The organism is Pseudarthrobacter oxydans (assembly GCF_030812335.1).
GTDB classification, from domain to species: Bacteria; Actinomycetota; Actinomycetes; order Actinomycetales; family Micrococcaceae; genus Arthrobacter; species Arthrobacter oxydans_B.
Genome location: NZ_JAUSSN010000009.1, coordinates 84072 through 109939, shown reverse-complemented (window position 1 = coordinate 109939; position 25868 = coordinate 84072). Strand labels below are relative to the sequence as shown.

28 protein-coding genes and 2 pseudogenes are annotated in these 25868 nt (G+C 66.8%); 14 read left to right on the top strand and 16 right to left on the bottom strand.

Annotated features, from left to right (window positions below; translation table 11 throughout):
- Nucleotides 1-48: 48 nt before the first annotated feature.
- Nucleotides 49-1041 carry a thioredoxin-disulfide reductase gene (gene trxB, locus J2W14_RS15525; RefSeq protein WP_307464141.1) on the bottom strand — a complete coding sequence of 331 codons (993 nt, stop codon included), beginning with the start codon at nt 1039-1041 and terminating at the stop codon, nt 49-51.
- 206 nt (nt 1042-1247) lie between these two features.
- On the opposite strand from trxB, the gene ligD reads away from it, so the two are divergent.
- Complete coding sequence (ligD, locus tag J2W14_RS15520) at nt 1248-2270, top strand: non-homologous end-joining DNA ligase (protein WP_307464139.1); 1023 nt, start codon at nt 1248-1250, stop codon at nt 2268-2270.
- A gap of 6 nt (nt 2271-2276) precedes the next feature.
- Here the strand turns inward: ligD and J2W14_RS15515 are convergent, their stop codons facing one another.
- Together J2W14_RS15515 and J2W14_RS15510 are read right to left on the bottom strand one after the other, a co-directional pair.
- Complete coding sequence (locus J2W14_RS15515) at nt 2277-3197, bottom strand: amidohydrolase family protein (RefSeq protein WP_307464136.1); 921 nt, start codon at nt 3195-3197, stop codon at nt 2277-2279.
- An 82-nt stretch (nt 3198-3279) separates the two neighbouring features.
- A complete protein-coding gene (locus tag J2W14_RS15510) occupies nt 3280-3552 on the bottom strand; it encodes a hypothetical protein (RefSeq protein WP_307464134.1) in 273 nt (90 codons plus the stop codon).
- Between the two features lie 220 nt (nt 3553-3772).
- Between J2W14_RS15510 and J2W14_RS15505 the strand changes: the two genes are divergently transcribed.
- A complete protein-coding gene (locus J2W14_RS15505; protein WP_307464132.1) occupies nt 3773-4489 on the top strand; it encodes a TetR/AcrR family transcriptional regulator C-terminal domain-containing protein in 717 nt (238 codons plus the stop codon).
- Between the two features lie 157 nt (nt 4490-4646).
- Here J2W14_RS15505 and J2W14_RS15500 read toward each other — a convergent pair whose 3' ends face one another.
- On the bottom strand, nt 4647-5012 hold the full coding sequence (locus J2W14_RS15500) for a hypothetical protein (protein WP_307464130.1): 366 nt from the start codon (nt 5010-5012) through the stop codon (nt 4647-4649).
- Between the two features lie 148 nt (nt 5013-5160).
- On the opposite strand from J2W14_RS15500, the gene J2W14_RS15495 reads away from it, so the two are divergent.
- Complete coding sequence (locus tag J2W14_RS15495) at nt 5161-6444, top strand: class I SAM-dependent methyltransferase (protein WP_307464128.1); 1284 nt, start codon at nt 5161-5163, stop codon at nt 6442-6444.
- Between the two features lie 19 nt (nt 6445-6463).
- Here the strand turns inward: J2W14_RS15495 and J2W14_RS15490 are convergent, their stop codons facing one another.
- Nucleotides 6464-7135, bottom strand: coding sequence for an alpha/beta hydrolase family protein (locus J2W14_RS15490; RefSeq protein ID WP_307464126.1), 672 nt, complete (start codon nt 7133-7135; stop codon nt 6464-6466).
- Between the two features lie 61 nt (nt 7136-7196).
- Between J2W14_RS15490 and J2W14_RS15485 the strand changes: the two genes are divergently transcribed.
- The 3 genes and pseudogenes from J2W14_RS15485 to J2W14_RS15475 all read left to right on the top strand — a co-directional run bounded on the left by J2W14_RS15485 (nt 7197) and on the right by J2W14_RS15475 (nt 10618).
- Complete coding sequence (locus J2W14_RS15485; protein ID WP_307464124.1) at nt 7197-8195, top strand: pirin family protein; 999 nt, start codon at nt 7197-7199, stop codon at nt 8193-8195.
- A gap of 64 nt (nt 8196-8259) precedes the next feature.
- Nucleotides 8260-8610 (top strand): annotated as a pseudogene (locus J2W14_RS15480) (GNAT family N-acetyltransferase); the annotation flags it as partial.
- A 142-nt stretch (nt 8611-8752) separates the two neighbouring features.
- Nucleotides 8753-10618 (top strand): glycoside hydrolase family 15 protein, encoded by a 1866-nt coding sequence (locus J2W14_RS15475; RefSeq protein ID WP_307464123.1) that lies wholly within the window; start codon nt 8753-8755, stop codon nt 10616-10618.
- A gap of 9 nt (nt 10619-10627) precedes the next feature.
- On the opposite strand, the gene J2W14_RS15470 is transcribed toward J2W14_RS15475, so the two are convergent.
- From J2W14_RS15470 to J2W14_RS15460, 3 genes are all read right to left on the bottom strand, one after another.
- Complete coding sequence (locus J2W14_RS15470; protein WP_307464121.1) at nt 10628-11575, bottom strand: putative bifunctional diguanylate cyclase/phosphodiesterase; 948 nt, start codon at nt 11573-11575, stop codon at nt 10628-10630.
- Between the two features lie 2 nt (nt 11576-11577).
- Nucleotides 11578-12684, bottom strand: a complete 1107-nt coding sequence (locus J2W14_RS15465; protein WP_307464118.1) for a diguanylate cyclase domain-containing protein — start codon at nt 12682-12684, stop codon at nt 11578-11580.
- 304 nt (nt 12685-12988) lie between these two features.
- Nucleotides 12989-13291, bottom strand: a complete 303-nt coding sequence (locus J2W14_RS15460) for a DUF4193 domain-containing protein (RefSeq protein ID WP_024367177.1) — start codon at nt 13289-13291, stop codon at nt 12989-12991.
- Between the two features lie 260 nt (nt 13292-13551).
- On the opposite strand from J2W14_RS15460, the gene J2W14_RS15455 reads away from it, so the two are divergent.
- Nucleotides 13552-13818 (top strand): hypothetical protein, encoded by a 267-nt coding sequence (locus J2W14_RS15455; RefSeq protein ID WP_307464115.1) that lies wholly within the window; start codon nt 13552-13554, stop codon nt 13816-13818.
- Between the two features lie 26 nt (nt 13819-13844).
- On the opposite strand, the gene J2W14_RS15450 is transcribed toward J2W14_RS15455, so the two are convergent.
- Nucleotides 13845-14348 (bottom strand): HtaA domain-containing protein, encoded by a 504-nt coding sequence (locus J2W14_RS15450; RefSeq protein ID WP_307464114.1) that lies wholly within the window; start codon nt 14346-14348, stop codon nt 13845-13847.
- A 181-nt stretch (nt 14349-14529) separates the two neighbouring features.
- Between J2W14_RS15450 and J2W14_RS15445 the strand changes: the two genes are divergently transcribed.
- Nucleotides 14530-15510: a S1C family serine protease gene (locus J2W14_RS15445; RefSeq protein WP_307464112.1), complete on the top strand. Its 981-nt coding sequence runs from the start codon at nt 14530-14532 to the stop codon at nt 15508-15510.
- A gap of 350 nt (nt 15511-15860) precedes the next feature.
- A complete protein-coding gene (locus J2W14_RS15440) occupies nt 15861-16805 on the top strand; it encodes an AfsR/SARP family transcriptional regulator (protein ID WP_307464110.1) in 945 nt (314 codons plus the stop codon).
- 40 nt (nt 16806-16845) lie between these two features.
- On the opposite strand, the gene J2W14_RS15435 is transcribed toward J2W14_RS15440, so the two are convergent.
- Both J2W14_RS15435 and J2W14_RS15430 read right to left on the bottom strand, forming a co-directional pair.
- Nucleotides 16846-18138 carry a Y-family DNA polymerase gene (locus tag J2W14_RS15435; protein ID WP_307464108.1) on the bottom strand — a complete coding sequence of 431 codons (1293 nt, stop codon included), beginning with the start codon at nt 18136-18138 and terminating at the stop codon, nt 16846-16848.
- Nucleotides 18131-18562 (bottom strand): LexA family protein, encoded by a 432-nt coding sequence (locus tag J2W14_RS15430; RefSeq protein WP_307464106.1) that lies wholly within the window; start codon nt 18560-18562, stop codon nt 18131-18133. The genes J2W14_RS15435 and J2W14_RS15430 overlap by 8 nt, the downstream gene beginning before the upstream one ends.
- Nucleotides 18563-18786: 224 nt before the next feature.
- Between J2W14_RS15430 and J2W14_RS15425 the strand changes: the two genes are divergently transcribed.
- Nucleotides 18787-19365 carry a suppressor of fused domain protein gene (locus J2W14_RS15425; protein ID WP_307464104.1) on the top strand — a complete coding sequence of 193 codons (579 nt, stop codon included), beginning with the start codon at nt 18787-18789 and terminating at the stop codon, nt 19363-19365.
- 125 nt (nt 19366-19490) lie between these two features.
- Nucleotides 19491-19991: a hypothetical protein gene (locus J2W14_RS15420; protein ID WP_307464103.1), complete on the top strand. Its 501-nt coding sequence runs from the start codon at nt 19491-19493 to the stop codon at nt 19989-19991.
- Here J2W14_RS15420 and J2W14_RS21250 read toward each other — a convergent pair.
- From J2W14_RS21250 to J2W14_RS15405, 4 genes and pseudogenes are all read right to left on the bottom strand, one after another.
- A pseudogene (locus J2W14_RS21250) lies at nt 19964-20047 on the bottom strand (hypothetical protein); the annotation flags it as partial. The gene J2W14_RS15420 and the pseudogene J2W14_RS21250 overlap by 28 nt on opposite strands.
- 331 nt (nt 20048-20378) lie before the next feature.
- Entirely contained in the window at nt 20379-20969 is a 591-nt protein-coding gene (locus J2W14_RS15415) for a dihydrofolate reductase family protein (RefSeq protein WP_307464101.1), read from the bottom strand.
- A 68-nt stretch (nt 20970-21037) separates the two neighbouring features.
- Complete coding sequence (locus tag J2W14_RS15410; RefSeq protein WP_307464099.1) at nt 21038-21739, bottom strand: class I SAM-dependent methyltransferase; 702 nt, start codon at nt 21737-21739, stop codon at nt 21038-21040.
- Between the two features lie 5 nt (nt 21740-21744).
- Complete coding sequence (locus J2W14_RS15405) at nt 21745-22809, bottom strand: NAD(P)/FAD-dependent oxidoreductase (RefSeq protein WP_307464097.1); 1065 nt, start codon at nt 22807-22809, stop codon at nt 21745-21747.
- 121 nt (nt 22810-22930) lie between these two features.
- Between J2W14_RS15405 and J2W14_RS15400 the strand changes: the two genes are divergently transcribed.
- The 3 genes from J2W14_RS15400 to J2W14_RS15390 all read left to right on the top strand — a co-directional run bounded on the left by J2W14_RS15400 (nt 22931) and on the right by J2W14_RS15390 (nt 25213).
- Nucleotides 22931-23515 carry a helix-turn-helix domain-containing protein gene (locus J2W14_RS15400; RefSeq protein ID WP_307464370.1) on the top strand — a complete coding sequence of 195 codons (585 nt, stop codon included), beginning with the start codon at nt 22931-22933 and terminating at the stop codon, nt 23513-23515.
- A 119-nt stretch (nt 23516-23634) separates the two neighbouring features.
- Nucleotides 23635-24471 carry a hypothetical protein gene (locus J2W14_RS15395; protein ID WP_307464095.1) on the top strand — a complete coding sequence of 279 codons (837 nt, stop codon included), beginning with the start codon at nt 23635-23637 and terminating at the stop codon, nt 24469-24471.
- Between the two features lie 448 nt (nt 24472-24919).
- The gene (locus J2W14_RS15390) at nt 24920-25213 is read left to right on the top strand and encodes a hypothetical protein (protein ID WP_307464093.1); all 294 of its coding nucleotides are present in this window, start codon (nt 24920-24922) and stop codon (nt 25211-25213) included.
- A gap of 14 nt (nt 25214-25227) precedes the next feature.
- Here J2W14_RS15390 and J2W14_RS15385 read toward each other — a convergent pair whose 3' ends face one another.
- A complete protein-coding gene (locus J2W14_RS15385) occupies nt 25228-25848 on the bottom strand; it encodes an L-threonylcarbamoyladenylate synthase (RefSeq protein WP_307464092.1) in 621 nt (206 codons plus the stop codon).
- Nucleotides 25849-25868: the final 20 nt, after the last annotated feature.

The window sequence follows — 25868 nt, the reverse complement described above, 5'->3', positions numbered from 1 at the left end:
GGCGCTGAGGGTCAGCCCGGAGCGTCCGCCGCCGGCTTCCTGCCGTTCTCAGGCGTGGGTGGGTTCCTCGACGAGAGCAGTGGCGATGCTGTCCGCGTCGTCCAGGGCGGCGAGGTAGCGTTCGGCGTCCAGGGCGGCCGCGCAGCCGGTGCCGGCGGCCGTGATGGCCTGGCGGTAGCGATGGTCCACTGCGTCGCCGCACGCGAAGACGCCGGAGAGGTTGGTGACTGTGGTGGGGGAGCCCACCTTGATGTAGCCCTCGGCGTCGAGGTCCACCTGGCCGGTGAGCAACTCGGTGCGCGGGACATGGCCAATCGCGACGAAGATGCCGGTGGCGTGCAGTTCGCGGGTTTCGCCGGTGCGGGTGTCCGTCAGGGTGACGCCGGTGACCTTGGCGTCCCCGTGGATGGCGGTGACGGCCGAGTTCCAGGCGAAGCTGATCTTGGGGTTGTCCTTGGCGCGCTGCGCCATGATCCGGGAGGCGCGGAGCTCGCCCTTGCGGACCACGACGGTGACGGACTTCCCGAAGCGGGTCAGGAAAGTGGCTTCCTCCATGGCCGAATCTCCGCCGCCGACGACAATGATGTCCTGGTCGCGGAAGAAGAACCCGTCGCAGGTGGCGCACCAGGAGAGTCCGTGCCCGCTGAATTTCTTCTCCTCCGGCAGGCCGAGTTCCTTGTAGGCGGAGCCCGTGGCGAGGATGACGGCGGGGGCCTCGTGCGTCTCCCCGGCCGCCGTGACCACACGCTTGAGGTGGCCGGCGAGCCGGACCTCGGTAACGTCGTCGAACACGACCTGCGCGCCGAATTTCTCGGCCTGCTGCTGGAGGCCGTCCATCAGTTCGGGGCCCTGGATGCCGCCGGGGAAGCCGGGAAAGTTTTCTACCTCCGTGGTGTTCATCAGGGCTCCGCCCGCGGTGACCGCCCCGGCGATGACGAGGGGCTTCAGGCCGGCCCGGGCGGCGTAGATCGCCGCGGTGTAGCCGGCGGGGCCGGACCCGATGATGATCAGCTGTTCAGCGGTGGCAGTTTCGGCGGTCATTCGGGTCTCCTGGGTGTGAGGGGTGAAAGTTTAGCGCAAGGCGGGGGTGGAATCGCGTGGGCGGGCCACATAGACCAGTGCAACAAGAACGGGAACGGGGATCAAGGGGCCAACGCCGCCGGCCAGCGTCTGGCCGACGGTGACGCAAAACGCGGTCTCGCTCCCTGGCTCTTCAGTTGTCCCTGGTCTTCGAGTACCTTGTCCCCATGGCCAAGGACGAAGCCACCATCACGGTTGACAGCCCCAGCGGACAGCGGAACCTGCGGATCTCCAGCCCCGGCAGGGTCCTGTGGCCGCAGGTTGGTCTCACGAAACTGGACCTCGCCCGGTACATTGTCGACGTCGGGGACGCCTTCCTGGCGGCGAACGGCAACCGGCCCGTGACGCTCCAGCGGTTCGGCGGCACGATCGAGGGCGAGCAGTTCTTCTCGAAGAATCCGCCGCGGGGCGCCCCGGACTTTGTGCGCTCGGTGATGGTCGTCTATCCCAGCGGACGCTCGCATCCGCAGCTCGTGATCGACGAGATTGCCGCCGCGGTCTGGGCGGTGCAGATGAACACGGTGGTGTTCCATCCCTGGGCCTCGCGGGCCGGCAACCCGGACAATCCGGACCAGCTACGGATCGACCTCGACCCGCAGCCGGGCACCGGATTCGACGACGCCGTGCCTGCCGCGCTGGAACTGCGCTCCGTGCTGTCCGAGGCCGGGCTGGAGTCCTTCATCAAGACCTCCGGCAATCGGGGACTGCATGTGTTCGCCCCGATCGAACCCAGCCATGAGTTCCTCGAGGTGCGGCACGCCGTGATCGCCGCCGCCCGGGAACTGGAGCGGCGGATGCCGGACAAGGTCACCACGGCCTGGTGGAAGGAAGAGCGGGGCACCAGGATCTTCGTCGACTTCAACCAGGCGAACCGCGACCGCACCATGGCCGGGGCCTACAGCCCGCGCGCCCTGCCCGGTGCCACCGTTTCCTGCCCGATCGGCTGGGATGAGCTGGAGCACGTCACCACCAAGGACTTCACCATCACCACGGTGCCGCAGCGGCTCAAGGCCACCGGGGACCCGTGGGCGGAGATGCACGCGAAGCCGGGGACCATCGGGGTTCTGCTGAAGTGGTGGGAGCGCGATGTCTCGGACGGGCTGGGGGAACTTCCTTTCCCGCCGGATTTCCCGAAAATGCCGGGCGAGCCGATGCGGGTGCAGCCCAGCCGGGCCAGGAACAAGGAATAGGCAGGGTCAGACGCCCAGCAGGCGCTGGCCGTTGAACCAGCAGACCGTGCGCAGCCAGTCGTCGTCGAGCCCGGGCTCCTTGTCGCGGAGCCGTTCCAGCGCCTCCAGCTGATGGGCGTAGGCGTACGGGATGTTCGGGAAGTCGCTGCCGAGCACAATCCGCTCCGGCATCGCGGCCAGCCGCGGCAGGAGCTCGGGCGGAAAGGGTGCGGCGGCTTCGAAGAAGTCCGTGAAGACCATGGTGGTGTCCAGATGAATGCGGGGGTACGTCTCGGCCAGGTCCAGGAACTCGCCATACTCGGGGGCCCCCAGATGGGCGACGACGGCGGTCAGCTGGGGATGGCGGCGCATGACCCCCTCAAGCTTGTCCGGGCCGGTGAAGCCGGGACGGGGAACCGGGCCGCTGCCGACGTGCACAACGACCGGAACACCCGTCTCGGCGAGCAGCCCCCAGACCGGGTCGAGGACCGGCTCGCGCAGATCGAATCCGCCCACCTGGGCGTGGATCTTGAAGACCCGGGCGCCGCGTTCCAAGGCCGACCGCACCTGATCCAGGACACCGTCCTCGGGGAAGAAGGTGGCGCTCGGGACGCAGTCGGGCTCTGCAGCGGCCAGTTCGAGGGCAAAGTCGGTGAGTTCGGCCGCCATGCCCGGGCGGTGCGCGTAGGTCAGTGCGGTGAAATGGCGCAGCCCCAACTGCCGCAGCCGGGCCAGCCTGGTCGCCTCGTCCGTGCGGTAGGTAATGGGCCAGGGGCGGCCGATGAGCGGGCCCGCCTCGTCGAAGTGCGCCCACACCCGACGCAGCATCCGCTCCGGAAGGAAGTGCGTATGGATATCGATCAGGCCCGGAAGCCCGAGCCGCCCCCACCATTGCGGCACGTCAGCGTCCCGCATCGTCTCCACCGGCACGTCCATTGGGTTGTTCACGCCCACAGTCTTTCACGCCGGGCCGTGCGCAGGGCCCCTGGCCGGGCAGGCGCGCCGAGGGACAGGTGCGGCCCCGCCACGCTCAGTTCAGCGCCGGATACGACGCCAGGATGTAATCGGTGGCTGCCGGTCCCGCCATCCGGAGCCGGCTGCGGCCGGGCTTGACGCGGTGGGCCTTCAGGGCAGCCCAGAACTCCGCGACCGGGTGCGGTGCGGCGTTGTGCAACAGGCACCAGCTGATGTACAGACCATAGAGCTGGTCTTTCCTCAGCGAGTTGCCGTCGTCGGTTCCTTCGGTGGTTGCCTCGGCAAGGAAGCGGTCGATGTGGGCAGAAGCAGTCAGTGAAGCGGCCATGGTTGGCTCTCATCCGTGCTGTGCGGTGAATGCCGCCGTGTGGCTACAGCAGCGTGTCCTTCGGCGCCGTGCACAAGGCGCTGAAGGGTGGGCCCGAAGGCCGGGGCCAGGCGTCGTCCCGGCATGTCTACATTGTAGATTTTAGGCGTAGACTACGAGTTAGGCAAGTGGTGCCGCGGTCGCGGCGCCTGGCCCGGAGCTTGAGGAAGTGGCACGCACGATGACAATCCCGCAGCAAACCGCAGGCGACGAAGCCGGCAGTGGCGCCCGGAAAAACCGCCTCAGCCGCGAAGTCGTTCTGGCCGCCGCGCTGAAACTTGTCGACGACGAGGGACTTGAGGCGTTGACCATGCGCCGGTTGGGGCAGGCCCTGCACCGGGACCCGATGGGGCTGTACCGTTACGCAGCCAACCGCGCCGCGCTCCTGGACGGCGTCACCGAGCTCGTCCTGGACGAGCTGGCCATCTTCGGTGACGACCCGGACTGGCAGGGACAGCTGCGGCGCATCGCCCATGACCTCCGGCTGCTCGCGCTCCGCCATCCCAATGTGGTGCCGTTGCTGGTCACCCGACCGCTCTCCACCCCGCTGGGGCTCCGTCCGCTGGGCACGCTCCGGCCGCTGGAGCAAATTCTGGGTCTGCTGATCGACGCCGGGTTCACCGCCTCCAATGCCCTGCACGTTTACCGGGCCTACTACGGTTTTTTGTACGGCCACATCCTCAACGAACTTCAGGAGTTCATCGTGGACCCCGACGAGAACGAGGCCTTGCTGCGTCTTGGCCTGCACCGCCTTCCGCCGAAGGAGTTCCCGAGGCTGCGTGCCCTGGCTGCCGAGCTTGCCGACTATGACGGGGCCGCGGAGCTGGATGAGGGAATCACCATCCTTCTGTCCGGGCTCTCGGCCCACCTAGCCGCCCCGCTCATCAAGAAGGTCTGATGGCACGATGTTCATTCTCTTCGGACTCAAGACCGTGCAGTACCCCCTCCCCGGCCGTCCGTCCAGTTGCCAGCCCTGCGGGCGGAGGAACTCCCGGGCACGTTAGTGTGACCCCGGGCATGCCCGTGCACGGGGTTCCACGATGGTCGCGGCGGTGTCAGCGGCGGCGGAGGGTGCGCAGCACGCCGCGGACCGAGTAGCCGACGGCACACACGAGCGGGACCAGCCCGGCAAGGACGGCGATGGTGTTGGGCCGGAACGACACCTGCCCGTCCCCTCCCCGGCAGTACACGCCCAGCGGGAGCACAAAGCCTCCTCCGCCGCCTCCGGCAGCGGGCCCTTCGCCGGCCCCGGCAGCTGCGCCGGCGGGGCCCGGCCCGGAGTTCCCGCCGCCGCCGAAGCCGAAGGACACCAGGGCCACCGGGATCAGTTCTTCACCGTCCACGGTCACCGCCGGTCCGTACGCCCTGGACACACCCACGTTTTTGAACGTCTCCGCGAGAGACGACAGTGCTTCAGTCATCCCACGACAGTAGGCGCCCTGCGCGGCGGAGCACCAGAGGCGTTGGCCCCGGAAACACAACGCGGCAGGGCCATCCGGCCCCTGTTCGTCTGCGGACCGCCGAAATAGATTGGAAGCGGACTAAGGCGCCGGAAGAAAGGTCATGATCATGGGCAAAAAGACCGGGGTGGCACCACGGCTGGCGGAAGTGCTCTCCGTCGTTTTGGGCACGGCGGAGATTCCTGTGCGGCTGAAGGCCTGGGACGGTTCGGAGGCCGGCCCCGCCGGCGCTCCGGTCATCGAGTTCCGCTCGCGGCGGGCGCTCCGCCGGATGCTGTGGTCGCCCGGGCAGCTCGGCCTCAGCCGCGCCTACGTTGCCGGGGACATCGACGCGCCGGGCGACGTTTTCGCGAGCTTCGCGGCCCTGAGTTCTACCGGTAAGTTCACCGAGCCCGGGCCCTTCCGGCGTCCCACTGTCCGCGAACTGGCGACCATCCTGAAGAACGCCGCCCTACTCGGCGCGCTGGGCCCGAATCCGGCGCCACCCCCGGAGGAAGCCAGAATCGTCCGCGCCGGCCGGCGGCACACGCGGCAGCGTGACGCTGCGGCCATCTCGCACCACTACGACGTCGGCAACGACTTCTACGCCCTGGTCCTCGGCCGGTCGATGGTCTACTCCTGCGCGGTCTGGCAGGACGAAGGCACCGGACTGGAAGCCGCGCAGGACGCCAAACTCGATCTGGTCTGCCGCAAGCTGGGGCTGCAGCCCGGCATGAGGGTGCTGGATGTCGGCTGCGGCTGGGGGAGCTTCGCCCTCCACGCGGCGCAGAACTACGGAGTCGACGTAGTGGGCGTGACTCTTTCGGGGGAACAGGCGGCCATGGCGGGCAAGCGCGTGGCGGACGCCGGCCTGACCGACCGGGTGTCCATCCGCGTCCAGGACTACCGCGACGTTGCCGACGGGCCGTTCGACGCGATCAGCTCCATCGGCATGTCCGAACACGTGGGCCGCGAGCAGATGCCCGGGTACGTCGCCAGGCTGCACGGCCTGCTCCGGCCCGGCGGCCGGCTGCTCAACCACGCCATTTCCTGGAACGCGGGGCCCACCGCCCCGGATCCGGACTCCTTCATCCCGCGCTACGTGTTCCCGGACGGCGAGATGCTGGCCCTGGCGGAGATGGTGGGAGCGCTGGAATCCGGCGGACTGGAAGTCCTCGACGTCGAGGCCCTGCGCCGGCACTATGCCCTGACCCTGCGGGCCTGGGTGCGGAACCTCGAGGAGAACTGGAGCGAGGCGGTGCGGCTGGCCGGCGAGGGCCGGGCCCGGGTCTGGCGGCTCTACATGGCCGCCAGTGCCCTGGGTTTCGAGTCTGGAATGACCGGCGTCAACCAGATCTTGGTGCAGCGGCCCGGCGGCGACGAACCGCCGCTGCGCAGGACCGCCTGGATCTGACGCCGCGGATGCCGATGCCTCACCCGGGGCGGTGCGCGGCGATGAAGGCCGCGGCGGGTCCCGCCAGTGATGCGCCGACCTCCTCAGCGCTGCGCCTGGACCCTTTGACATCGAAGGTGTGGCCGCCGCCGTCGCGCCACTCCAGTGTTGCTGTCGGACCAATCCTTGCCGCCACGGCCTCCAGCAGTTCCGGCGTGGCAAACGGGTCGCGCGTGCCTTGCAGGAAGAGCATGGGTGGCCTCAGCCCGTAGAGGTGCTCGTCGCGGAGCTTCTCCGGCTTGCCCGGGGGATGGAGCGGGTAGCCGAGGTAGATGAGTCCGGCCGCGGGCATCCCCTCGGCAACCGCCATCGAGGCCATCCGTCCGCCAAAGGACTTGCCCCCGGCCCAGAGCGGTTCGCCCGCCGACCGGGCAGCGGCGTCGGCCATGGCCGCACGCCAGGCCGCAACCGCTGCCGGAGGCTTGTCGGGGAATTTCCGCCCGGCCTCCCGGTAGGGGAAGTTGAAGCGGAGCGTGGCGATTCCCAGCCCGTTCAGGGCGCGGGTGAACCCGGCCAGGAACGGGTGTTCCATGCCGGCCCCCGCCCCGTGGGCGACAACCAGGGTCGCCGACGTCGTCCCGGGACGGGCGTAAAGACCTGAAACGGCGGACTCGCCCACGCTGATCGTGACGGGTAACTCGGGGATGGTCATAACTCCATCATGACGGCTGCACGGGCTGCGGATACCGCGGTGCGATGGCTAGGCTGTCATTATGAGCAACACCGAGGTGGCACCCCAGGAGATCCTGTGCGAAACCGATGACAGCTGCGTGGGCGTGGAAGTTCTGGTGCCCCGGCAGGTCCCGCTGGGCGGGCCGCGGGCGATGGACGTCAGACGCACGCTGCCGCAGCGCCAGCGGAGCCTCATCGGCGCCTGGTGCTTTCTTGACCATTACGGCCCGGACCGTGTCGGCGAATCGGGGGGCATGCACGTGCCGCGCCATCCGCACACAGGGCTGCAGACGGTCAGCTGGCTGTTCACCGGCGAGATTGAGCACCGAGACTCGGCCGGTTTCCACGCCGCGGTACGGCCCGGCGAGGTCAACCTGATGACCGCCGGACGGGGCATCAGCCACTCGGAATTCTCCACCCCCGGGACCGACGTGCTGCACGGTGCGCAGCTCTGGGTGGCCCTGCCGGACAGTGCCCGCCAGATGGAGCCCACCTTTGAGCACTACCGCCCCGATCCGCTGTCCGGACCCGGCTGGGTCATGCGCGTTTTCCTGGGAACCCTGGCCGGGTCCACCTCGCCGGTCACCACCCACACACCGCTGCTCGGCGTTGAAATCCTGCTGGACGCGGGGGCGACGCTGAACCTGGACGCCGAGCCGACCTTTGAGCACGGGCTGCTGGTTGACGCCGGAGTCCTCATGGTGGATGGCCACCCGGTCGCCAAGGACCACTTAGCCTACCTGCCGGCCGGGCGGACCTCCCTGACCCTGGTAGCCGGCGTCGAACCGCTGCGCGTGCTGCTGATCGGAGGCGAACCCCTGGGCGAGCAGATCGTGATGTGGTGGAACTTCGTGGGACGAAGCCATGAAGAAATCGTCGAATACCGGGCACAGTGGCAGGCGGAAATCGGCGCCGAGGACGCACCCGCTGCCGCCCGGACGGAAACCGCGGGCCTGCGCTTCGGCACTTTCCCCGCGGGTGAACCCGCGCCGCTGCCGGCGCCTGCACTCCCCAACGCCCGGCTGCGACCCCGCGACTGAAGCAGGTCGCTGAGCCCGTCCACAGCCTGCTCGGCCCGAGCGCAAATCCCACTCTGAAACGAGACCCATGCAGACCGCCATCACCATCCGCAACAACCCGGACCGATCGCGCTATGAGGTGCTCGACGGCGACACTGTCATCGGCCAGGCAGCCTACGTCGACGACGGCGAGGGCCACCGGATTTTCTACCACACCGCCATCGACGAGGAGTACGGCGGCCAGGGGCTCGCCGGACGGCTCGCGGCCCATGCCCTCGACGAGACGGTCGCCGCCGGTTTGAAGATTGTCCCGGTGTGCCCGTTCATCAAGAAGTTCCTTCGAAAAAATACCCGGTACGCGTCCAGCGTGCAGCGTCGCACCCCGGAGCTGCTCGCGGTTCTCGATGCCGCGCTGGCGCAGCGCTCCCGGCGCTGACCCGCGGCCCGGATTCCCGGCACAGCACCGCGCAGCATGGCCTTAGGACGCGGGTCAACAGCCCGATCAACGTGCCGCCGTCGAATTTGTGGTCTACGCGCCCGGTCAGGAGGAGAATAAATACGGCAAGGCATTCAGGAGAGTGAAGGAGTCCGCAACCGTGTTCCCTGCGGCGCACATGCGCGCGGTGGTTCGCCGGGACGGGTACCTGCCCATCGAGGATCATGGTCTCATCGGCGACGGGTCCACCTGCGCCCTCGTCGGCCGCGACGGCGCCATCTCCTGGCTGTGCATCCCGGAGTTCGACAGCCCGCCGTTCCTCGCCGGCATCCTCGACCTGGAGAACGGCGGCTGTTTTGAGATCGCGCCGGTCTCCATCCATTCGGCGGCGCAACGGTACATGGAGGACTCCTGCGTCCTGGTCACCACGCTTGCCTCGGACCGCGGCACCCTGCAGATCACGGACTGCCTGAGCCTTCGCTCCGGCGCCGACCTGGTCGAACCCGTGCCCGCCGGCCGCAGCGAACTGCTCCGGCACGTCCAGGCCGTGGGAGGCGACGTGCGCCTCCGTATCCGGCTGGAGCCCAAGACCGGCGTCACCTTTGACGAGCTCGCCGGCGGCTGGCGCTTCGACTGGCACAGCGGCCGTGTGTCGGAAGTCTATCTGTGGACGTCGGTGGAGCTGGCACCGGACGGGCGGGGACTGTCCACCGAGCTGACGCTGCGGGCCGGGGAGACCATCACGGCAACCCTGCATTGGTCCGGGCGGTTCCGGCTCCGGCAGCATCCGGATCCGAGGAAACTCATCGATCAGACAGTGGCCGCCTGGCGGCGCTGGGCCTCCGCGCTGGACTGCCAGGGTTCCCAGGCGGAGCTGATGAAGCGCTCGGCGCTGACCCTTAAGCTGCTGGACCACGCAGAGACGGGCGCCATCATGGCAGCCGCGACGTCCTCCCTGCCCGAGTGGCCCGGAGCGCCGCGCAATTGGGATTACCGCTACACCTGGGTGCGCGACGCGTCCTTCTCGAATTACGTGTTCCGGCGCATCGGTGACCGCAGCGACGCGGAGGTCTTCCTCGCCTGGGTGCTGACGAATGTTGAGAGGGATGGCGTACCTCACGTGATGTACGCCCTGGACGGCTCGCAGCCGCCGGAGGAGGTCCAGGACCCGTTGTTGCGCGGCTACCGCGGCTCTGCGCCGGTCCGGTGGGGGAACGGCGCCATCCACCAGCAGCAGCACGACGTCTACGGGGAGATCATCGATATCGCCTACCAATGGTCGAGCAGCGGCGCGCGCGTGGACGCACGGCTCTGGGCCGCGCTGGTCCCCATCGTTGAACTGGCGATCAGCAGCTGGCGGACCCCGGACAGCGGACCCTGGGAGATCCGGTCCACGGGTCGCCCATTCACCTACTCTGCTGCGCTCTGCTACGTCGCCGTGGACCGGGCCATCCAGATTGCCCGCAAGCACGGGCTGCCGTACCCGAAAGGGAGGTGGGAAGCCGCGGCCAAGGAGATCCGCGAGGCCGCACTGACTCAGTCGTGGAACCCTGAACTGCAGACGTTTACCGAACACCTCGGCGGCACCGGCGGCCTCGATGCGGCACTTTTGACGCTGCCCGTCCGCAACGTCATAGCCTTCGACGACCCGCGGATGGTCGCCACCACCAAGGCCGTAGCCGAGGGCCTGGACGCCGGTAACGGACTGCTCTACCGCTACCTCCCCGAGGTGTCCCCGGACGGGCTGCCGGGAGGCGAGGGCGCATTCTTGCTGTGCAGCTTCTGGCTGGTGGACAACCTGGCCGGCCAGGGCCGGCTCGACGAGGCTTACGCGTTGTACGAGACGCTCTGCGGCCGCGCGAACCCGTTGGGATTGTTGCCGGAACAGATCCATCCGGAAACGGGCGAGTTCCTGGGGAACTTCCCGCAGGCCTTCAGCCACGTCGGTGTCCTGGCCAGCGGACTGCGCCTGCTCAAGGCCGGACGGCGAGCCGCCTCACGAGTCTGACGCCGGCCCTCAAGCCTGCCCTTCAGGCGGTGGCTGGAGCCGGGCATCCGCGGCGAGGAGGGCCTCGATCGCCCGCGCGGGTCCGGGGCGGGAGAGCAGGTATCCCTGCCCCAGGCGGCAACCCAGGCCGCGGAGCAGAGCCAGTTGCGCGGGGTCCTCGATGCCTTCGGCGATGGCATCCAGGTTGAGCTTCTGCGCCAGCCCCAGGATGCCCTCAAGCAGGGCGGCGGACAGTCCGTCGGTGTCATCTCCGGCAAGGAATGAGCGGTCGATCTTAAGGATGTCCGCGGGCAGATCGGCCAACGTGCTCAGCGACGAATAGCCGGTCCCGAAGTCGTCGATGGCGATGCGGACCCCAAAGCTCTTCAACCGGTTGAGCGCGGTAATGCCACCGTCGACGCTGCTGGCCAGCGCCGTTTCGGTGACCTCCAGGACGATCTTGTCCGCCTGCGAAGCGGGATCCCTCAGGATGCTCTCAATCGCGGCCAGGTTCCGCGGGCTGGGCAGCTGAAGGCTGGAGAGGTTGATGGAGACCCAAAGGTTTCCGCATTGGCTCATCGCGGTCCGCCACCGGGCGGCTTGCCGGCTGGCGGTGCTTAACACCCAGCGGCCGATCGCTTCGATGTCTCCGGTCTCTTCGGCCAGCGGGATGAATTCCCCGGGCTGCAGCAGCCCCAGCGTGGGGTGGTTCCAACGCACGAGCGCCTCCACGCCCACGATTTCGCCGGTGCGCAGCTCGGCCACTGGCTGGTATTCGAGCTGAAGTTGCCGTCTTGGTACCGCGGTGGCAAGATCCGCGCGGAGGGCTGCGCGCTGCGCCATCCTGTCGTATCCCTCGGCATCGAAGCGCTGGTAGCGTCCCTTGCCGCCCTGCTTGGCCATGTACATGGCGAAGTCCGCCTGCCGCGAGAGCTCGGCGGGCTCTCCGGTTTCGGGCTGACGAAGCGCGGCACCCATACTCACTGAAACCTTAAACGCACGTCACCGACGGAGAACGGTTGCCGCAGCGCGTCATGAATCCGTTCCGCGATAGCGGCTGTGACGGATCCGTCGGCGTCGTCCGCGACAACGATGGCAAATTCATCCCCGCCGAGGCGGGCGGCAAGGTCGTGGGCCCGCACGCAACCCTGCAGGCGGCCGGCAAGCTGAACCAGAAGCGCGTCTCCGCCGTCGTGCCCGAGTGAGTCGTTGACATCCTTGAAGTCGTCGACGTCAATGATCAGCAGGCCCTCGTGCCGGAACCTGGGTTCTGAACCGGGCTTGAAGGTGGCCGCGAGACGCCCCGTCAACGCGGCACGGTTGGCCAGTCCGGTCAGTGGATCATGGGTGGCGCGGTGCGTCAGCACCTGGTGGCTGTCGTGGACCGCGGCGGCCATGGCATTGAACGCCGTGGCCAGTTCGCCGAGTTCGTCGTGCCGGACGACGGCGATACGGTGGCTGTAGTCGCCGGTTTTCAGTTTGAGAACGCCGCTGTGCAGGCCCTCGATGGGCCGGATCAGGAACCTGACCATTCGGCTGCGGAAGTAGACGACGCCGGCAGCCGCCAGCCCGAACAAGGCGCTGCGGGCTGCGATCACCATCTGCTGGAGTTCGGCGCTGTAGGCCAGACCGGATTCCATCGATTCCAGGGCTGACCGCTGGATCCCATCCAGCAGGGAACGGACGCCGGCGCCGGACGCGGCGAGCCCTGGAGACTCCGCTACCCGGTTTCCCGTGAGGCCCTGCACCTGGTCATCCCACAGTCCGTGTTCCGTGAGGCTGTTCTGCCACTCCGCGCGGGCCTCGCCCGCGGCGGCGCCCATGTCCCGCTCCGCCGGCAGGGACAGGATGGCGTCATCGAAGCGGTGGGCAAGGTCCCGCTGCTGTTGCAGGAACGCCGGCCGGTCGACCGGGGCGCCGGACAGGAGCCGGTGGCCGGCCAGTTCGTGGGCGTCGAGGGCGGAGCGCAGCTCCGCGACGGTATCCGACACATTTTGGAGCTGGGCGGCCGTTTCCTGGACCTGGTCCGCAACGCCCCGGACGCCGACAATTGTTGCCAGAGCCCCCACGAGCAGCGCCACCAGCATCAGGGCGAAGGCCCTCGACCATTCTGTCTTCAGACTCCAGCCGCGCCCTGGGTGTGGGGTTCCGCCGCCAACCCCAACAGCTCCGGACCCGGACGTACCGGTCCCGGAGCTGTCAAAAGCAGACTGGCCATCCGCGGCGGCGTCAGCCACGCCCGGAGGGTCCTCCGGCCTGGTGGTCCAGTTCCGCATGATTCCCGCCTCCGGCTCCGTGCCGGCAGGCGCCGCATCGTCAAAGAGGAGCGTATCGGAACGTGTCCGGGCCAGGCATTCGCGGCGGCGTTGTGGCCGAAATGTGAAGCGGCGTTTAGCTCATGCAGTCAGCGCAGTACGAATGCCCTGCCTTCTCGCGGGCGAGTTGCGAGCGGTGCCGGACGAGGAAGCAGGAGTAGCACGTGAACTCGTCGTCCTTCTGCGGAATGACGGTGACCGTCAGTTCCTCGCCGGACAGGTCGGCGCCCGGCAGTTCCACGCCCTCGGAGGTGTCAGCCTCATCGAGCTCGCGGGTTACGCTCCGGGCGTCCGGAGCATTCGCGGAGCGAAGTGCCTCCAGCGAGGCGTTGCGTGATTCCGCAACGTCGGATCGGACTTCGTCATAGTCGGTTGCCACCTGGTTAATTCTCGATTCCGTTGTTCTGGGTTTCCCGGGATAGAACGGTACAGCATCTATCCGTTAATTGGCTGGGTGTACGGGGACTGCCTGCAGTGACACTCACAACACCGGCACTCACACCAGCGAAACCGCCACCGGTGCGCGGCTGCCGCCGGGGCCGTGCAGGTGTTCGACGATCTTCGTCCGGATTTCACGTGCCGTTCATGCCGCGGTCCTAGGCTGATTCTTCAAGCACCGTCCGCCAGAAGGGATCCGTGATGGCCGATATCGCCGCAGTACTCGGGAGGCTCACGCCAGAGGAATTTGACGGCCTCCGGGCCCTCGGCCCGGCAGGGCATCTGCCGAGGCAGCTCACCGATGCCCTCGACCGCGCAGCGGGCGGTCCGGGCGCGGGACGTGGGTACTACGTTCCCACCGGAAGCGTCAGCGCCACGGGCGGACCTCACTTTGTCCTGCGCAGCGACGTCTCCGGGTGGTTGTTCGGTTCCGCTGCCCCGGTGCCACAAGCACACGGCGACGTTTAGGAGCCCCAGGACTGACTACGCCAGGGCTAGCTGGTGACCCGGATGAAGAGCGGATCCATCGGCTGCCCGGCGGCATACTGGCCGTCGAAGAGGTCTGACCCTTCCGGGGAGATGACGACGTCGACGTGGTCCCAGACCAGCGAGCCGTCGGTGAGCCGGGGTTTCGACGGGCTGAGGAATGCGACGACGGTGCGGTCATGGCCGCCGCCGTCGCCGGTGCTGATGGAGAGCACGCCGCTGCCGCCCGTGAAAGTGATCCACGGGTCCAGCAGCCGGACCAGCAGCATGCCGTGGTGGCCGGCGAGCCGGACGTCACCCCGGAAGCGCAGCACGCCGGTGCCGCGGGCGACGTCGTAGTCGGACGATTCTGGGCTGAAGCAGAAGAGGGACGACCCGGCCACCGTCGCACCCTCGGTCGCTGAAACGGACCCGTCCGGCAGGCTGGTGATGTAGTCGATGAAGCTGCGCTTGATGCCCCAGCTTAGGCCCAGCGCAGGCAGCGGATCGGGTGAAGCGGACGCTGGGTTCACGTAGGTTCTCCTGTTGCTGAAAGGCTGATCCTCTGAGCCTAGCGGCGGATTGCCTGCAGCATGAACCGCCGCCCGGGTGGCATGACATCCGGGGTATTTCTCTGAGGGCGTAGGGAGCGCCGGACTACCCCGGACAGGCCGGTGGTTGACTTGAATAAGTACCAGATTCAGGAGGTGCGCTGTGGCCACTGCCACCAATCGGGTCCCCGCCGCCGAGGCGTCCGAGGACCCGCTCGATTCATACTCTGCAACGGTCATTCGCGTAGCCGCTGCTGTGACCCCCCACGTGGCAGCGCTCGAAGTGGGCGGCGCCGGCCGGCACGGCCAGTTCCGCATGGGCGCCGGCTCCGCCGTCCTGTTCACTTCGGACGGGTACCTCCTCACCAACGCTCACGTGGTGGGTGGTGCCCAGCGCGGCAGTGCGGTGTACTCCGACGGGACCCGCACTGCGGTGGAGGTGGTCGGCTCGGATCCCCTCTCGGACCTGGCTGTTGTTCACGGCAGGGCCCCGACCGCGGCCCCGGCGGAGCTTGGCGATGCGGAGTCGCTCAAGGTCGGGCAGCTGGTCATAGCCGTCGGAAACCCCCTGGGACTCTCGGGCTCGGTGACCGCCGGTGTGGTCAGCGGACTGGGCCGTTCCATCCCGGTCTGGTCCGGTCGTAACAGGCGCATGATTGAGGACGTCATCCAGACTGACGCTGCCCTCAACCCGGGAAGCTCCGGAGGGGCACTCGCCGACTCGCGGGGAAGAATCGTTGGCATTAACACCGCGGTGGCCGGCGCCGGGCTGGGTCTGGCTGTTCCGGTCAACGCCACGTCGCGCCGGATCATTGCGGCGCTGCTGAAGGACGGCCGCGTCCGCCGGGCCTATCTCGGCCTCGTCAACACCCCGGTCCAGTTGCAGCCCAGTGCAGTGGTCCGGACCGGGCACCGCGAAGGGTTGCTCGTCGTTGAGGTACTGCCCGGTTCACCCGCCGAGCGGTCGGGACTCCGGGCGGGCGATGTGCTTATCAACGTCGGCGAAAAGGCCGTTTCCAATGCGGAAAGTCTGCAAAAGCTGCTGTTTGCCGAAGCAATTGGCGTACCGCTCGAGCTGGCGGTGCTGCGTGACGGAACGGAAATGCGGGTACTCGCCGTCCCTGAGGAAATGACCGAGAAGTAGCAGCCGCCCGCCACCGCCGGAGCGTTCCGGCCGGCGGCAATGTTCCTGGCCTTTGTTTACAGGGAGTGATAAAGCCGCCTACCCGATGAGTTGGCGGCAGCTGTGACTGAAGATACTTGCCCGACAGCTCCTGTACTCGCATAACTTGTGCCGGATACTTGGCGGTCCTCCAGGGTGTACCCGACTTTCCGCGCGGTTAGGGAACGGGTAGCTGCATTCCTTGTTGCGCCCCATTTGGCGTGTCACGGTTTTCCTAGAAAGCCGAAGGAAGTGAGTCTCAGCACGGCGTTCCTATAATTCCTTCTGGCTCTCCGAATACGAATAAATGATGCCTGGGGAAATCGGAGATCATGGTGGATAAAGTGGGCGGTTCCACACCGGCAATTTCGGTGCGACTATTCGGAACATTCGAGGTCCGGCGAAATGGCGCAGTACTCAGGGCAGCGGACATGGGAGGCTGCAAGCCGCGGCACATTCTGGAGATCCTTTTACTAAGTCTGGGGACACCCGTGTCCAAGACCCGCCTCGTGGAGCTTCTCTGGGGACCGCAGGCCAGCGACGGCGCGGTCGCCACCCTGGAGAGCTACGTCAGCGGCATTCGCCGGGCGATCCAGCCAGGCAACACCAAGTCGGGTCCGCTCCGCACTGCGAACGGCGGCTACGTGCTCGATCCACAGCTGGTGGAGCTCGATCTGTCGGAGTTCCACGGTCTCGTCCGCGCGGCCCGGCGGTCCGCGCCGGCCGAGGCGCATGCCCTCTCGATGCAAGCCCTGGAACTGGCCGCAGAGCCGCTGCTGGGCTTCGAACTCGACGCCGACTGGGCAGAGGAGGCGCGGACCCGCCACGCAGCCGAGAAGGTCGCCGCCCTGATTCTCGCGGCAGAGACCGCAGCATTCCTCGACAAACCCGAGCTCGCCATTTCGCTGGCACAGACCGCCGTCCGGTCCGAGCCGCTCAATGAACGTGCGTGGACCATCCTTGTCGCGGGATATGAGCAGGCGGGGCTGCCCGTGGAGGGCCTGTCCGCCTATGAACGCTGCCGCCGGCTGTTCGACCGCGACCTGGGCTGCGCCCCGGGCCCGGCCCTGCAGGCGGCCCACTTGAGATTGTTGCGGCAGCGCGCTGAAGGAAACACCGAGCTCTCTGAGGTCCTGGCGGCCTTGCTTTACCTGGGCGAACGGCTGCACGGACCCAAGTGCACGCAGCTTGCCGCCGAGGAGACCCGGCGCATGCAGGAGAACGCCGGCCGGGTCCTCGACTCCTTTCTGCAGCAGGCGCTGGCTAGGACCGGCTGACCCCTGTCTGTACCCGGCTGCTGGCGGCCGTCCCGGGCAGTCACCCGGCTTTGACGACGGGAAGCTCGGCCCAGTGGGTCGTGTACCGGGGGGACAGCATGTCGCGTCTCATGGTCCAGTCCGGCCCGCCCCGGATTCCGGCGTGGCCGAGCCCGATGGAGCCGCGCCCGTACCTGCGGCTGACCTGCTCCAGCAGCGAGCCGATGCCGCGTTCCTCGTGCGGGTTCTCGAAGATCGCCAGGGGCGCCTGGTTTCCGGTGGGGCGCAGATCGGTGACCATGATCCCCGCGCGGACGTACCGGAGGCCGTCGTCGACCCTGGGGAGCAGCGCGTAGGCCGCCCTCGCCAGGAGGACCGGGTCAGCTGTGGGCATCGGCAGCGGGACGCACACCGAAGGGTAGGAGCTGGCGTGCTGGCTGTAGTGGGACGTGGCGGCAAACGCGGTCAGCACCTTTGCCTGCAGTCCGTGCCTGGCCAGCCGTGCACTGGCCTGCTGGGCGTAAACGCCGAGGACCTGGCGCAGCCCGGCGCCGGTGGTGATCGGGGTGGCGAAGGAACGGCTGAAGATCAGCTGGTCGCGGCCGACCCTTTCCTCCTCCAAGGGGATGCAGGCAGTTCCCCGGAGTTCCAGGACGGTCCGCATCAGCACCACAGAGAAACGGTCCCGGATCGTGACCGGGTCCGCTCGCGCGAGGTCCAGGATCGAGTGGATTCCCAGGGCGTTGAGCCGTTTGGTCAGCCGCGCCGCGACTCCCCAGAGTTCGACGACGGACAGGCCCGCCATCAGCTTCTCCTGCTGGGCCACGGGCACGGCCTCCCAGTGGCAGACGCCGTCGAACGCCGGATTGTGTTTGGCCCACTTGTTGGCCAGCTTGGCCAGTGTCTTGGTGCCGGCGAGGCCGACGCAGACGGGGACACCGACGTTCCGGCGGACCGCCGTTTTCATGGTGTGGCCCAGCCGGTGGAGCTCCTCCGGGGTGCCGCTGACGCCCAGGAACGCCTCGTCGATGCTGTAGATCTCCAGCCAGGCCGAGTAGCGCCCGAGGAGTTCCATCACCCGGGCACTGATGTCCCCGTAAAGCTCGTAGTTGCTGGACAGTGCGACGAGCCCCCATTCCTTGGCCCGGGGTGCGAGCTTGAACCAGGGCTCGCCGAGGGGGATCCCGAGTGCCTTGGCCTCGGGGGAGCGGGTCACCGCGCAGCCGTCGTTGTTGGAGAGCACCACGAGCGGGCGGCCCTCCAGGGAGGGGTCGAAGGCACGTTCGGCGCTGGCATAGAAGCAGTTCACGTCCACCAGGGCGATGCTGCCCCGGCCGGAGCCGGCCCTACACATGGTGCAGGCAGCGGGTCGCGACGCCCCAGATGACCAGATCGGACAGGCCCGGGACCCGGATATCCGGATAGCGGGGATTGTCCGCCTGCAGCACCACGCCCGACGCCGTCAGGCGCAGCCTTTTGACCGTGAGTTCGCCGTCGAGGACTGCGACGACGACGCAGCCGTCGCGGGGCTCGAGGGCACGGTTGACGATCAGCTCGTCGCCGTCGCTGATGCCCGCGCCCTCCATGGAGTCGCCGGACACCCGCACGACGTAGGTGCTGGTGATGTCCTTGATGAGGTGCTCGTTGAGGTCGATGCGGCCGTCGAAGTAGTCCTGGGCCGGTGACGGGTATCCGGCGGCGACGGGCACCGGCGAGATCAGGACCGAGAGAAGAGAAGTGCCCGCGTCTATCACGCGGGGCCCGATGATTACGCCCACAACACACCTTTATTCGAATATATGTTCGATGCATCCAGTGTAGCTCCGAGTGCTGACATTGAGCAGACTTTGCCTAACTGCATGCAATGAATGAGCCGCTGCGAACGACAGGATCCCAACGGATCCTGAACTCCGCCAGCATCCAGGACCTACCTGATTACCGCTTGGAGCGGTGCGTTGTGTGGAGACTTTATGCTGGGGCTGGTCAAGGACAACAGGGGGTAATGGATTTGGACAACATAGATGCCGTAGATGCTCACTACCGGGCGCACATCGGCGGCGAGCCGCAATACATGCGCTTCGTCGACGCGCCCGGCACGATCGGCGTACTCGAGTGGCCCAAAGGGTCATCTCGCCTGCCCGTGCATATCTACGCGACCCTGGGACTCCATGCGCTGATACACGGAATGTTGGCAAGGGAACACGGGTTTGAACTCTTCACCGGCGTCTCGTCTGGAACTGACGCGTTCAGATCGGCTTTCGCCGTGATGGCCAATGACTTGGTTTCCGACGGAACCTTCGTGGAGCCCGGTCACCTGGTGACAGCCGAGGATGGTTGCATCATCGATGGACTTCCGTTCAAGTCATGGCTGATGCTGGAAAGAACCGACGATTTCATTCCTCCGCTGCCACTGGAAAATGGCAATCACGTCGTCTTCCTCGACGCCACACCGGTCTTCGCCGAAGAGGCCGACTACTTGAAAGTTCACGGCTTGGCTGGGCTGTTTGGCCTGTGGGAGGAGGAAAGACCGAGACTTTCTGATCTTGGACGCACCCTCCCTCGCGCCCTTGAGCGGTCGTAGCCGTCGGCGTGTGGAATTCCGGCCGCGCCGAGCCGGAATTAGAGCCAGCTTCTTGCGACACTGGAAGCATTCCTTGCCGGCGCGCTCACTCACGCTCAACGGAGTCCCTCGCTATGAGCCACCTATTGAAGACCACCGCGTCGTATCCGAATGACCTGATGCTCTTGATAACGGAAGACGATCCAACTGTTCCGGAAGTTGACCGAGTAGCCGACATTTGGCAGAGCGAGAGCATGCTGGCTCTAGCCGTTCAACACGACGTCGAGGGTGACGTTGAACTCCAGATCACCAATGAAACCCCGTCCACGTCCAGCATGACGTTGCTCTTCCATGGCATCCTCCCGACGGGGCGCCGGCTTGTTGAAATCCAGACGGTGTATTTGGACCGCATCACCGGCATCAGAACCCTGACGGAGGAACTGCCGCTTCGCATTTGGGGTGACGAGCCGCGACAGCCAGAACTGCGGCCGAGGCGGCGGAGATTCGACGGAAAACTAGTTGGTCCCTACTGTTTCAAAGCGGCAGTGTTCTTTGATCTGCGCCCAATCAGAAACCACGTCAACGCTCCGATGACCGGCAACGCAAACACAATCAATGCCCAAACGACCTGGCTTCCGGTCGTGTGATTCCTAGTCCGCGCGATACTGATCAATGCGCCAATGAATAGGGCGACGTTCACCATTAAAAAGAATCCTAGGATCCCGAAGGACGGCATCAGAGGGCCTGGCAACTCGGCTGCGGTTCCTATCATGATCGTCGTCTCCCAAAGACCGAGTAGCTGCGGATACGAGAAACCCTACCGCCAGCGTTCGGATACACCAGCGGGATCAACTTTCCAGCAGGAGGGACCGAATTCGGTGAAAACCTATGCGGAGGTCGACCAAAAGACTTTGCGGAATGCTCTGTCTCGGCATCTGGCTGGTGATCCGTGCCAAGATTCCTACGATCACCCAGGGCCCGGCGGGGGCACCGTCACATCCGCTAAGTAACGCATGGGGATTGAGCGTCAGCCTTCAGCGGACTAGCTGATAGCGCACGTGGGTGACGAGCTTGGTACCGCTCACTTCCGTCGGCTCAAGCTTGAGGTTCGCGACGCCGTCCAGCAGACGCTCGCCCGCTCCCAGAACGATCGGCGCGATGTGGAGCCTCAGTTCGTCGATCAGCCCCGCCGAAAGGTACTGGCGGACGGTCTGCGCTCCTCCGGCAATGGCCACGTCCTTGCTCCCAGCGGCCTCCCGCGCCTGGGCCAGCGCAGATTCGATCCCCCCGGTGACGAAGTAGAACGTGGTGCCGCCCTGCATTTCCAAAGGCTCCCGCTGATGATGGGTGAGAACGAACACGGGCGCGTGATACGGCGGTTCCTCGCCCCACCATCCCCGCCAGTTCTCATCCCACGCCCCGGGCCCTGCGAACATGTTCCGTCCCATGATGAAGGCGCCGGCCGCGAGGATGCCTTCGCGCTCGGCTGCATTGGACTCGGGTTCTTCGAACTGCCACCGGTGCAGGAGCTCCCCGCCCTCGCCCAGGGGTTCCGCCTTGCTCTGGTTCGGACCGGCGGCGAACCCGTCGAGGGAGATGGTCAGATCGCACGTGACTCGGCTCATGCGCCCATCATGTCACCACTGGGCAGCTTGATAGAAGGGAGTTGAACTTGGCCGTGGCAGGCCCTCGATCAGAGGGCTGGGTCCGGAACCACGTTGGCGCTTGACGCCGACATTGGGGAGCGTACTTCCGTCACCTCGGACCGGGTGACGCGGAACCCGGCGGCCTCGATGACCGGAGTCCAGTCCGGGTGCTGGTTCCACCCCTCGGCCGCCGCAGCGGTGTGGCAGCGCTGTTCCAGCAGCGCTTCGCGCGGCAGGCTGAGGAAGCGGGGCAGAGCGGCGAGCTCGACGACGACCAGGACCCCGGCGGGCGCCAGTGCCCGGCGGACCCCGGACAGGAGCCGGGCGGGGTGGGCGACGTGGTGGAGCGACGACGATGCCCACACCAGATCAGCCGGCGCCTCGGCCACGGCCACGGCATCCGCCGTGATCAAGGAGCCGGACAGCGCCGGGAAGCCGTCGTCGAGGTCGGCCTCGACCACAGCGAAGCCCTGCCCGCGCAGCAACCCGAGCATCTCCGGGTCGTTGTCGATGCACGTCACCGCGGCGTCGGGGTAGCGCCCGCGCAGCAGTCGGCTCCCTGCGCCGGTGCCGGCGCCCAGGTCAACGACGCTGCGGGCAGCCGGCACCCCGGTCAGGTCCAGGACAGCTGCGAGGTGGTCGCCGAACACCTCGGCGTCGAGGTCGAGGACGCGGTGCTGGTCCTGACTGCCGGATTGCTGGTGGGGCTGGTGGCCGTTGTGCCGCGTCTGGTGGGGCTGGTGATCCATGCTGATCAACGTTCTGCTGGGGCCGCAGGGCCCATGCCGGCGGCGTTCGGCCCATCATCAAGGCCGTGGCGTCGGTGACCCAGCACGATGTTAGCGACGGCTGCTTCGGAGGCGGCCGAGAAGGGGCCGAAGCGCCCCTGGACGGCCCACCGGGTTTCCTCTTCGATGAGGTCGGCGTTGATCCGTGCGCCGGTCATGACACCTTCGGCCGCCGCGGTGATCACTTGAGCCATTAAGTTGGAGACATTGCCCGCCGCATACACGCCGTGGGCGGCGGTCGCACCACCCATAGCGTCGGTCTCGATAAACCGTCCTGCCCCCGACGGGTGCACCTGAGAACTGAGCCCGAGTGATTCCAGAAGCGCGGATCTGGCCTCCATCCGTGTTCCGACGGCCAGAGCCTGCACGTCGAACGAGGAGCCCTGGCTGAGCGTGAGCCCCGTGAGGACACCATCGACAGCGTCAATGGAAGCCACGGCGCCGTCGACGACCGTCACGGACCGGGCGGCGAGCTTGTCCCATTCCTCGTCGGTGGGTTCCACGGTGTCGTTGAGGAAAAGGGTGACATCGCGGGACCACTGCCGGAACAGCAGCGCCTGGTGGACGGACAGCGGGCCCGTGCCCAGCACTCCAATCCGTTGCCCGCGGATTTCCCAGCCATGGCAGTAGGGGCAGTGCACAACGCCCTGTCCCCATTGCTCCCGCAGCCCGTCGATGGCAGGCAGCTCGTCTGTCAAGCCGGTGGCGACGAGGAGGCGTCTGCCGTTGAACCGGCGGGCATCTCCGAGCATCACCTCGAATCCGTCGGGGGTCCGCCGCGCCGAAACGGCTTCGCCGTCGATGACCGTTCCTCCGTAGGAGAGCACTTCGCTGCGTCCGATGGACAGAAGTTCCCCGGGGTTCATACCGTCCCTCGAAAGATATCCGTGGACACCCGCCGCAGTTGCGTTGCGTGGGGTTCCGGAATCGATGACCAGCACCGAGCGCAGCGCCCGGGCCAGCGTCGTGGCCGCGCTGAGTCCCGCCGCGCCGCCGCCAACAATTACCACGTCATACCTTGTGCTCTCCATACAGGTTTGTCCTTCGTCGCGTCCTGAAAGTTCGCCGCCAGCGTCCCTGGGCGGTTAAACCAGCTTCGCTCGCATGAGCGAAGTTTGACAAACATGATTGCCGATATGGCAAAGTATGGGTATGGAAAATGAAGTTGACGATGTTCTCGGGGCGGTCGGCCCCCGGCTTCGGGCACTCCGTACGGAACGGAACCTCACTCTCGGAGATGTGTCCTCCGCATCCGGGGTATCTGTTAGCACCTTGTCCCGCCTGGAATCCGGCCAACGGAGGCCAAACCTCGAAATCCTGCTGCCCCTCGCGAGGTTGTACGGTGTTCCGCTCGATGATCTGGTCGGCGCCCCGCCCACCGGGGATCCGAGGATTCATCTCCGGCCCATCACCCATGCCGGCATGACGGCTGTTCCTCTCACGCGCCGCCCAGGCGGACTGCAGGCCTTCAAGATGGTGCTCAACGGTGATGCACGCGGGGCAGAGCCCGACCCGCGTGTTCACGAAGGCTACGAATGGCTCTACATCCTCAACGGACGACTGCGTCTGGTGCTGGGCGACAAGGACTTTGAACTTCGCGCCGGCGAAGCCGCGGAATTCGACACCCGCACACCTCACTGGTTTGCCAGCGCCGACGGCAGGCCCGTCGAATTCATCAGTCTGTTTGGACAGCAGGGCGAGCGGATGCACGTACGCGCGCGGCCCAAGCCCTCATAGCTGAAGAGGCCGATGGGTTCTGTTCCTGATGCCTGTCCCATTAAGTGACCGTATTTGCGATGTAATCCAGGGAAATGTCGCGATGGGGACCGGCCTGCGCGGTACGTTATTCATCTGCCATGACTAACTATCGCGACCTGACCAAAAGCGAGGCTGCCGCCTCCCTCCAGGAGTTTCTCGACGAACGCGGCCCTGCCCTGTCGCGGCTCCGGGAGCGGCTGGTGGCCGACGGCCAGGACCCGGCCGCGCTCCTCGACGGCACCCCCGAGAGCTTTGTTCCTCTATGGCGCTGGGTGTTGTCCCGCCTCACCGGCCCGGAAGCTCCCGGCGCGACGGACCCCGCCTCCGTGCCGCGGGAGGCGTGGCCGTCGTGGGAACGGTACACAGTCGAGGAGGAGGGGGTCCTGTCCCTGGAGTCCCTGACCCTGATGGACGGTCTCGTGTCGTACCTCGCGGCTGTGGTGCTGGACCGTGCGCCGCTGGCACGGTGGGAGATCGCGCGAGACCGCCACAAGCGCTACCAGTTCAACAACCACCCGGTCCTGGTTAGCGGTACGGGCGAGAGCCATAACTTCCTGCCCGGCTTTCCTATGGTCCACGCATGCGGTGTCCTTCTGGGGGTGCGGGAGTCGCCGGACGATACGATGGCCGTGTATGCGCGGGATCTCATCGAGCAGCTAAATGAAGGCGATGGCGGCATCGCGGAGGCGACGCCAGCAGAGCCGCCCTTCGAGATCGAAGACGTCCGTGACGAACCGGGCGGCTACGACTTCGAGATCGGCCTGGGCGATGAGATCGCCCACGAACGGTCGGCCGACGTCGACCGGCTTGTCCGCCAGCTGTCCGGCGAGGCCGGCATCAACGAGGTCCTCCGGGAGGACCGGGAACTGATCCTGGTGCGGGCACCGGAGTGGAGCCTCGGCGCGCTCCAGACGTGGATCGCACAGCGCCTTTGACGATCGGCGCCCGCTTCCGAAGTTCTTAGCCCCGGTCGGTTCTCTGCCGCCGCAATGGAGTCCCTCCAACCGGGGCCCGGAAGGGGGATCAGTAGCAGGGCGGAACCCTTTCCGCGTAATCAACGTAGGTCCGGTCGACGAGCTCGGGTGCGGCCCGGAAACACCCGTCGATCACCAAGCAGAACCATAACCCGGGGCCAGAAGGGCCGTCATTGAGCGGGCCTGGCCCCGGCTCCTGCCCCGGAGCGGCGTCGTGATTCCATCCCAGGACGCCGGCTTCCCGGCCAGAAGAGCCAGGACGATTCGGCGGCGCCTCCGAGCCCCCATCCAGCCGCCGAGTTAGCTTCGTCACGTGCCGGTCATTCGTCAAAAATCCGGGCTTGGCCGGCCCCATACTTGGAATGACCCCGGCGGACATTCCCCCACCGCCAGGTATGAGGAGGGTCCAATGAAAACCTTGAGAATTCTGCAGAGCACCGTAAAAAGCACCGTCACGAACGAGTACTTTCCCTCAGCCGCTGTGCTCGCCGGAGTGGTTCTGTTCTGGGCCATCGGGCTCTTCGGCGGACTCTCCCTGCTGAGCAATCACCAGACGCTGCTGACCACGCTGAGCTGGTTGCTGTTCGTCTACGCCGCGGCCGTGCTCACGCCCCTCGCGGGACTGGTGGCTGCGGTGGACCTGTCGCGCCGCTGGTTGCGAAACCGGGCGTCCGGCGCCCCCGCCTCAGCCGAGACCGCGTAGGGCCGCCAGAGCGCCTATTCGAACCTGGACGGGTCGCCCATGCCGCGCCGGACGATTTCGGCCACGCCGCTGGAGTAGTCGATCACGGTCGTCGGCTCCGCGCCGCAGTCGCCGGAGTCAATCACCGCGTCCACCACGTGCTCGAGCCGTTCCTTGATTTCCCAGCCCTGGGTCAGCGGCTCTTCCTCGTCCGGCAGCAACAGCGTGCTGGAGAGCAGCGGCTCGCCCAGTTCCGCCAGCAGTGCCTGGACCACCGGGTTGTCCGGGATGCGCACGCCGACCGTCTTCTTCTTCGGGTGCAGCAGCCGCTTGGGGACCTCCTTGGTGGCAGGCAGGATAAACGTGTAGCTCCCGGGAGTGACGGCCTTGATGCTGCGGAACACGTCGTTGTCGATCTGCACGAACTGGCCCAGCTGGGCGAAGTCCTTGCAGACCAGGGTGAAGTGGTGTTTGGCATCGAGCTGGCGGATGGACCTGATCCGGTCCAGCGCCTCCTTGTTGCCCAGCTGCGCGCCGAGCGCATAGCAGGAATCGGTGGGGTAGGCGATCAGCCCGCCGGAACGGACGATCTCCACGGCCTGGCTAATGGAGCGCGCCTGCGGGTTTTCGGGGTGAACATCGAAGTATCTCGCCATGGGACGAGCTTACGCCCGAC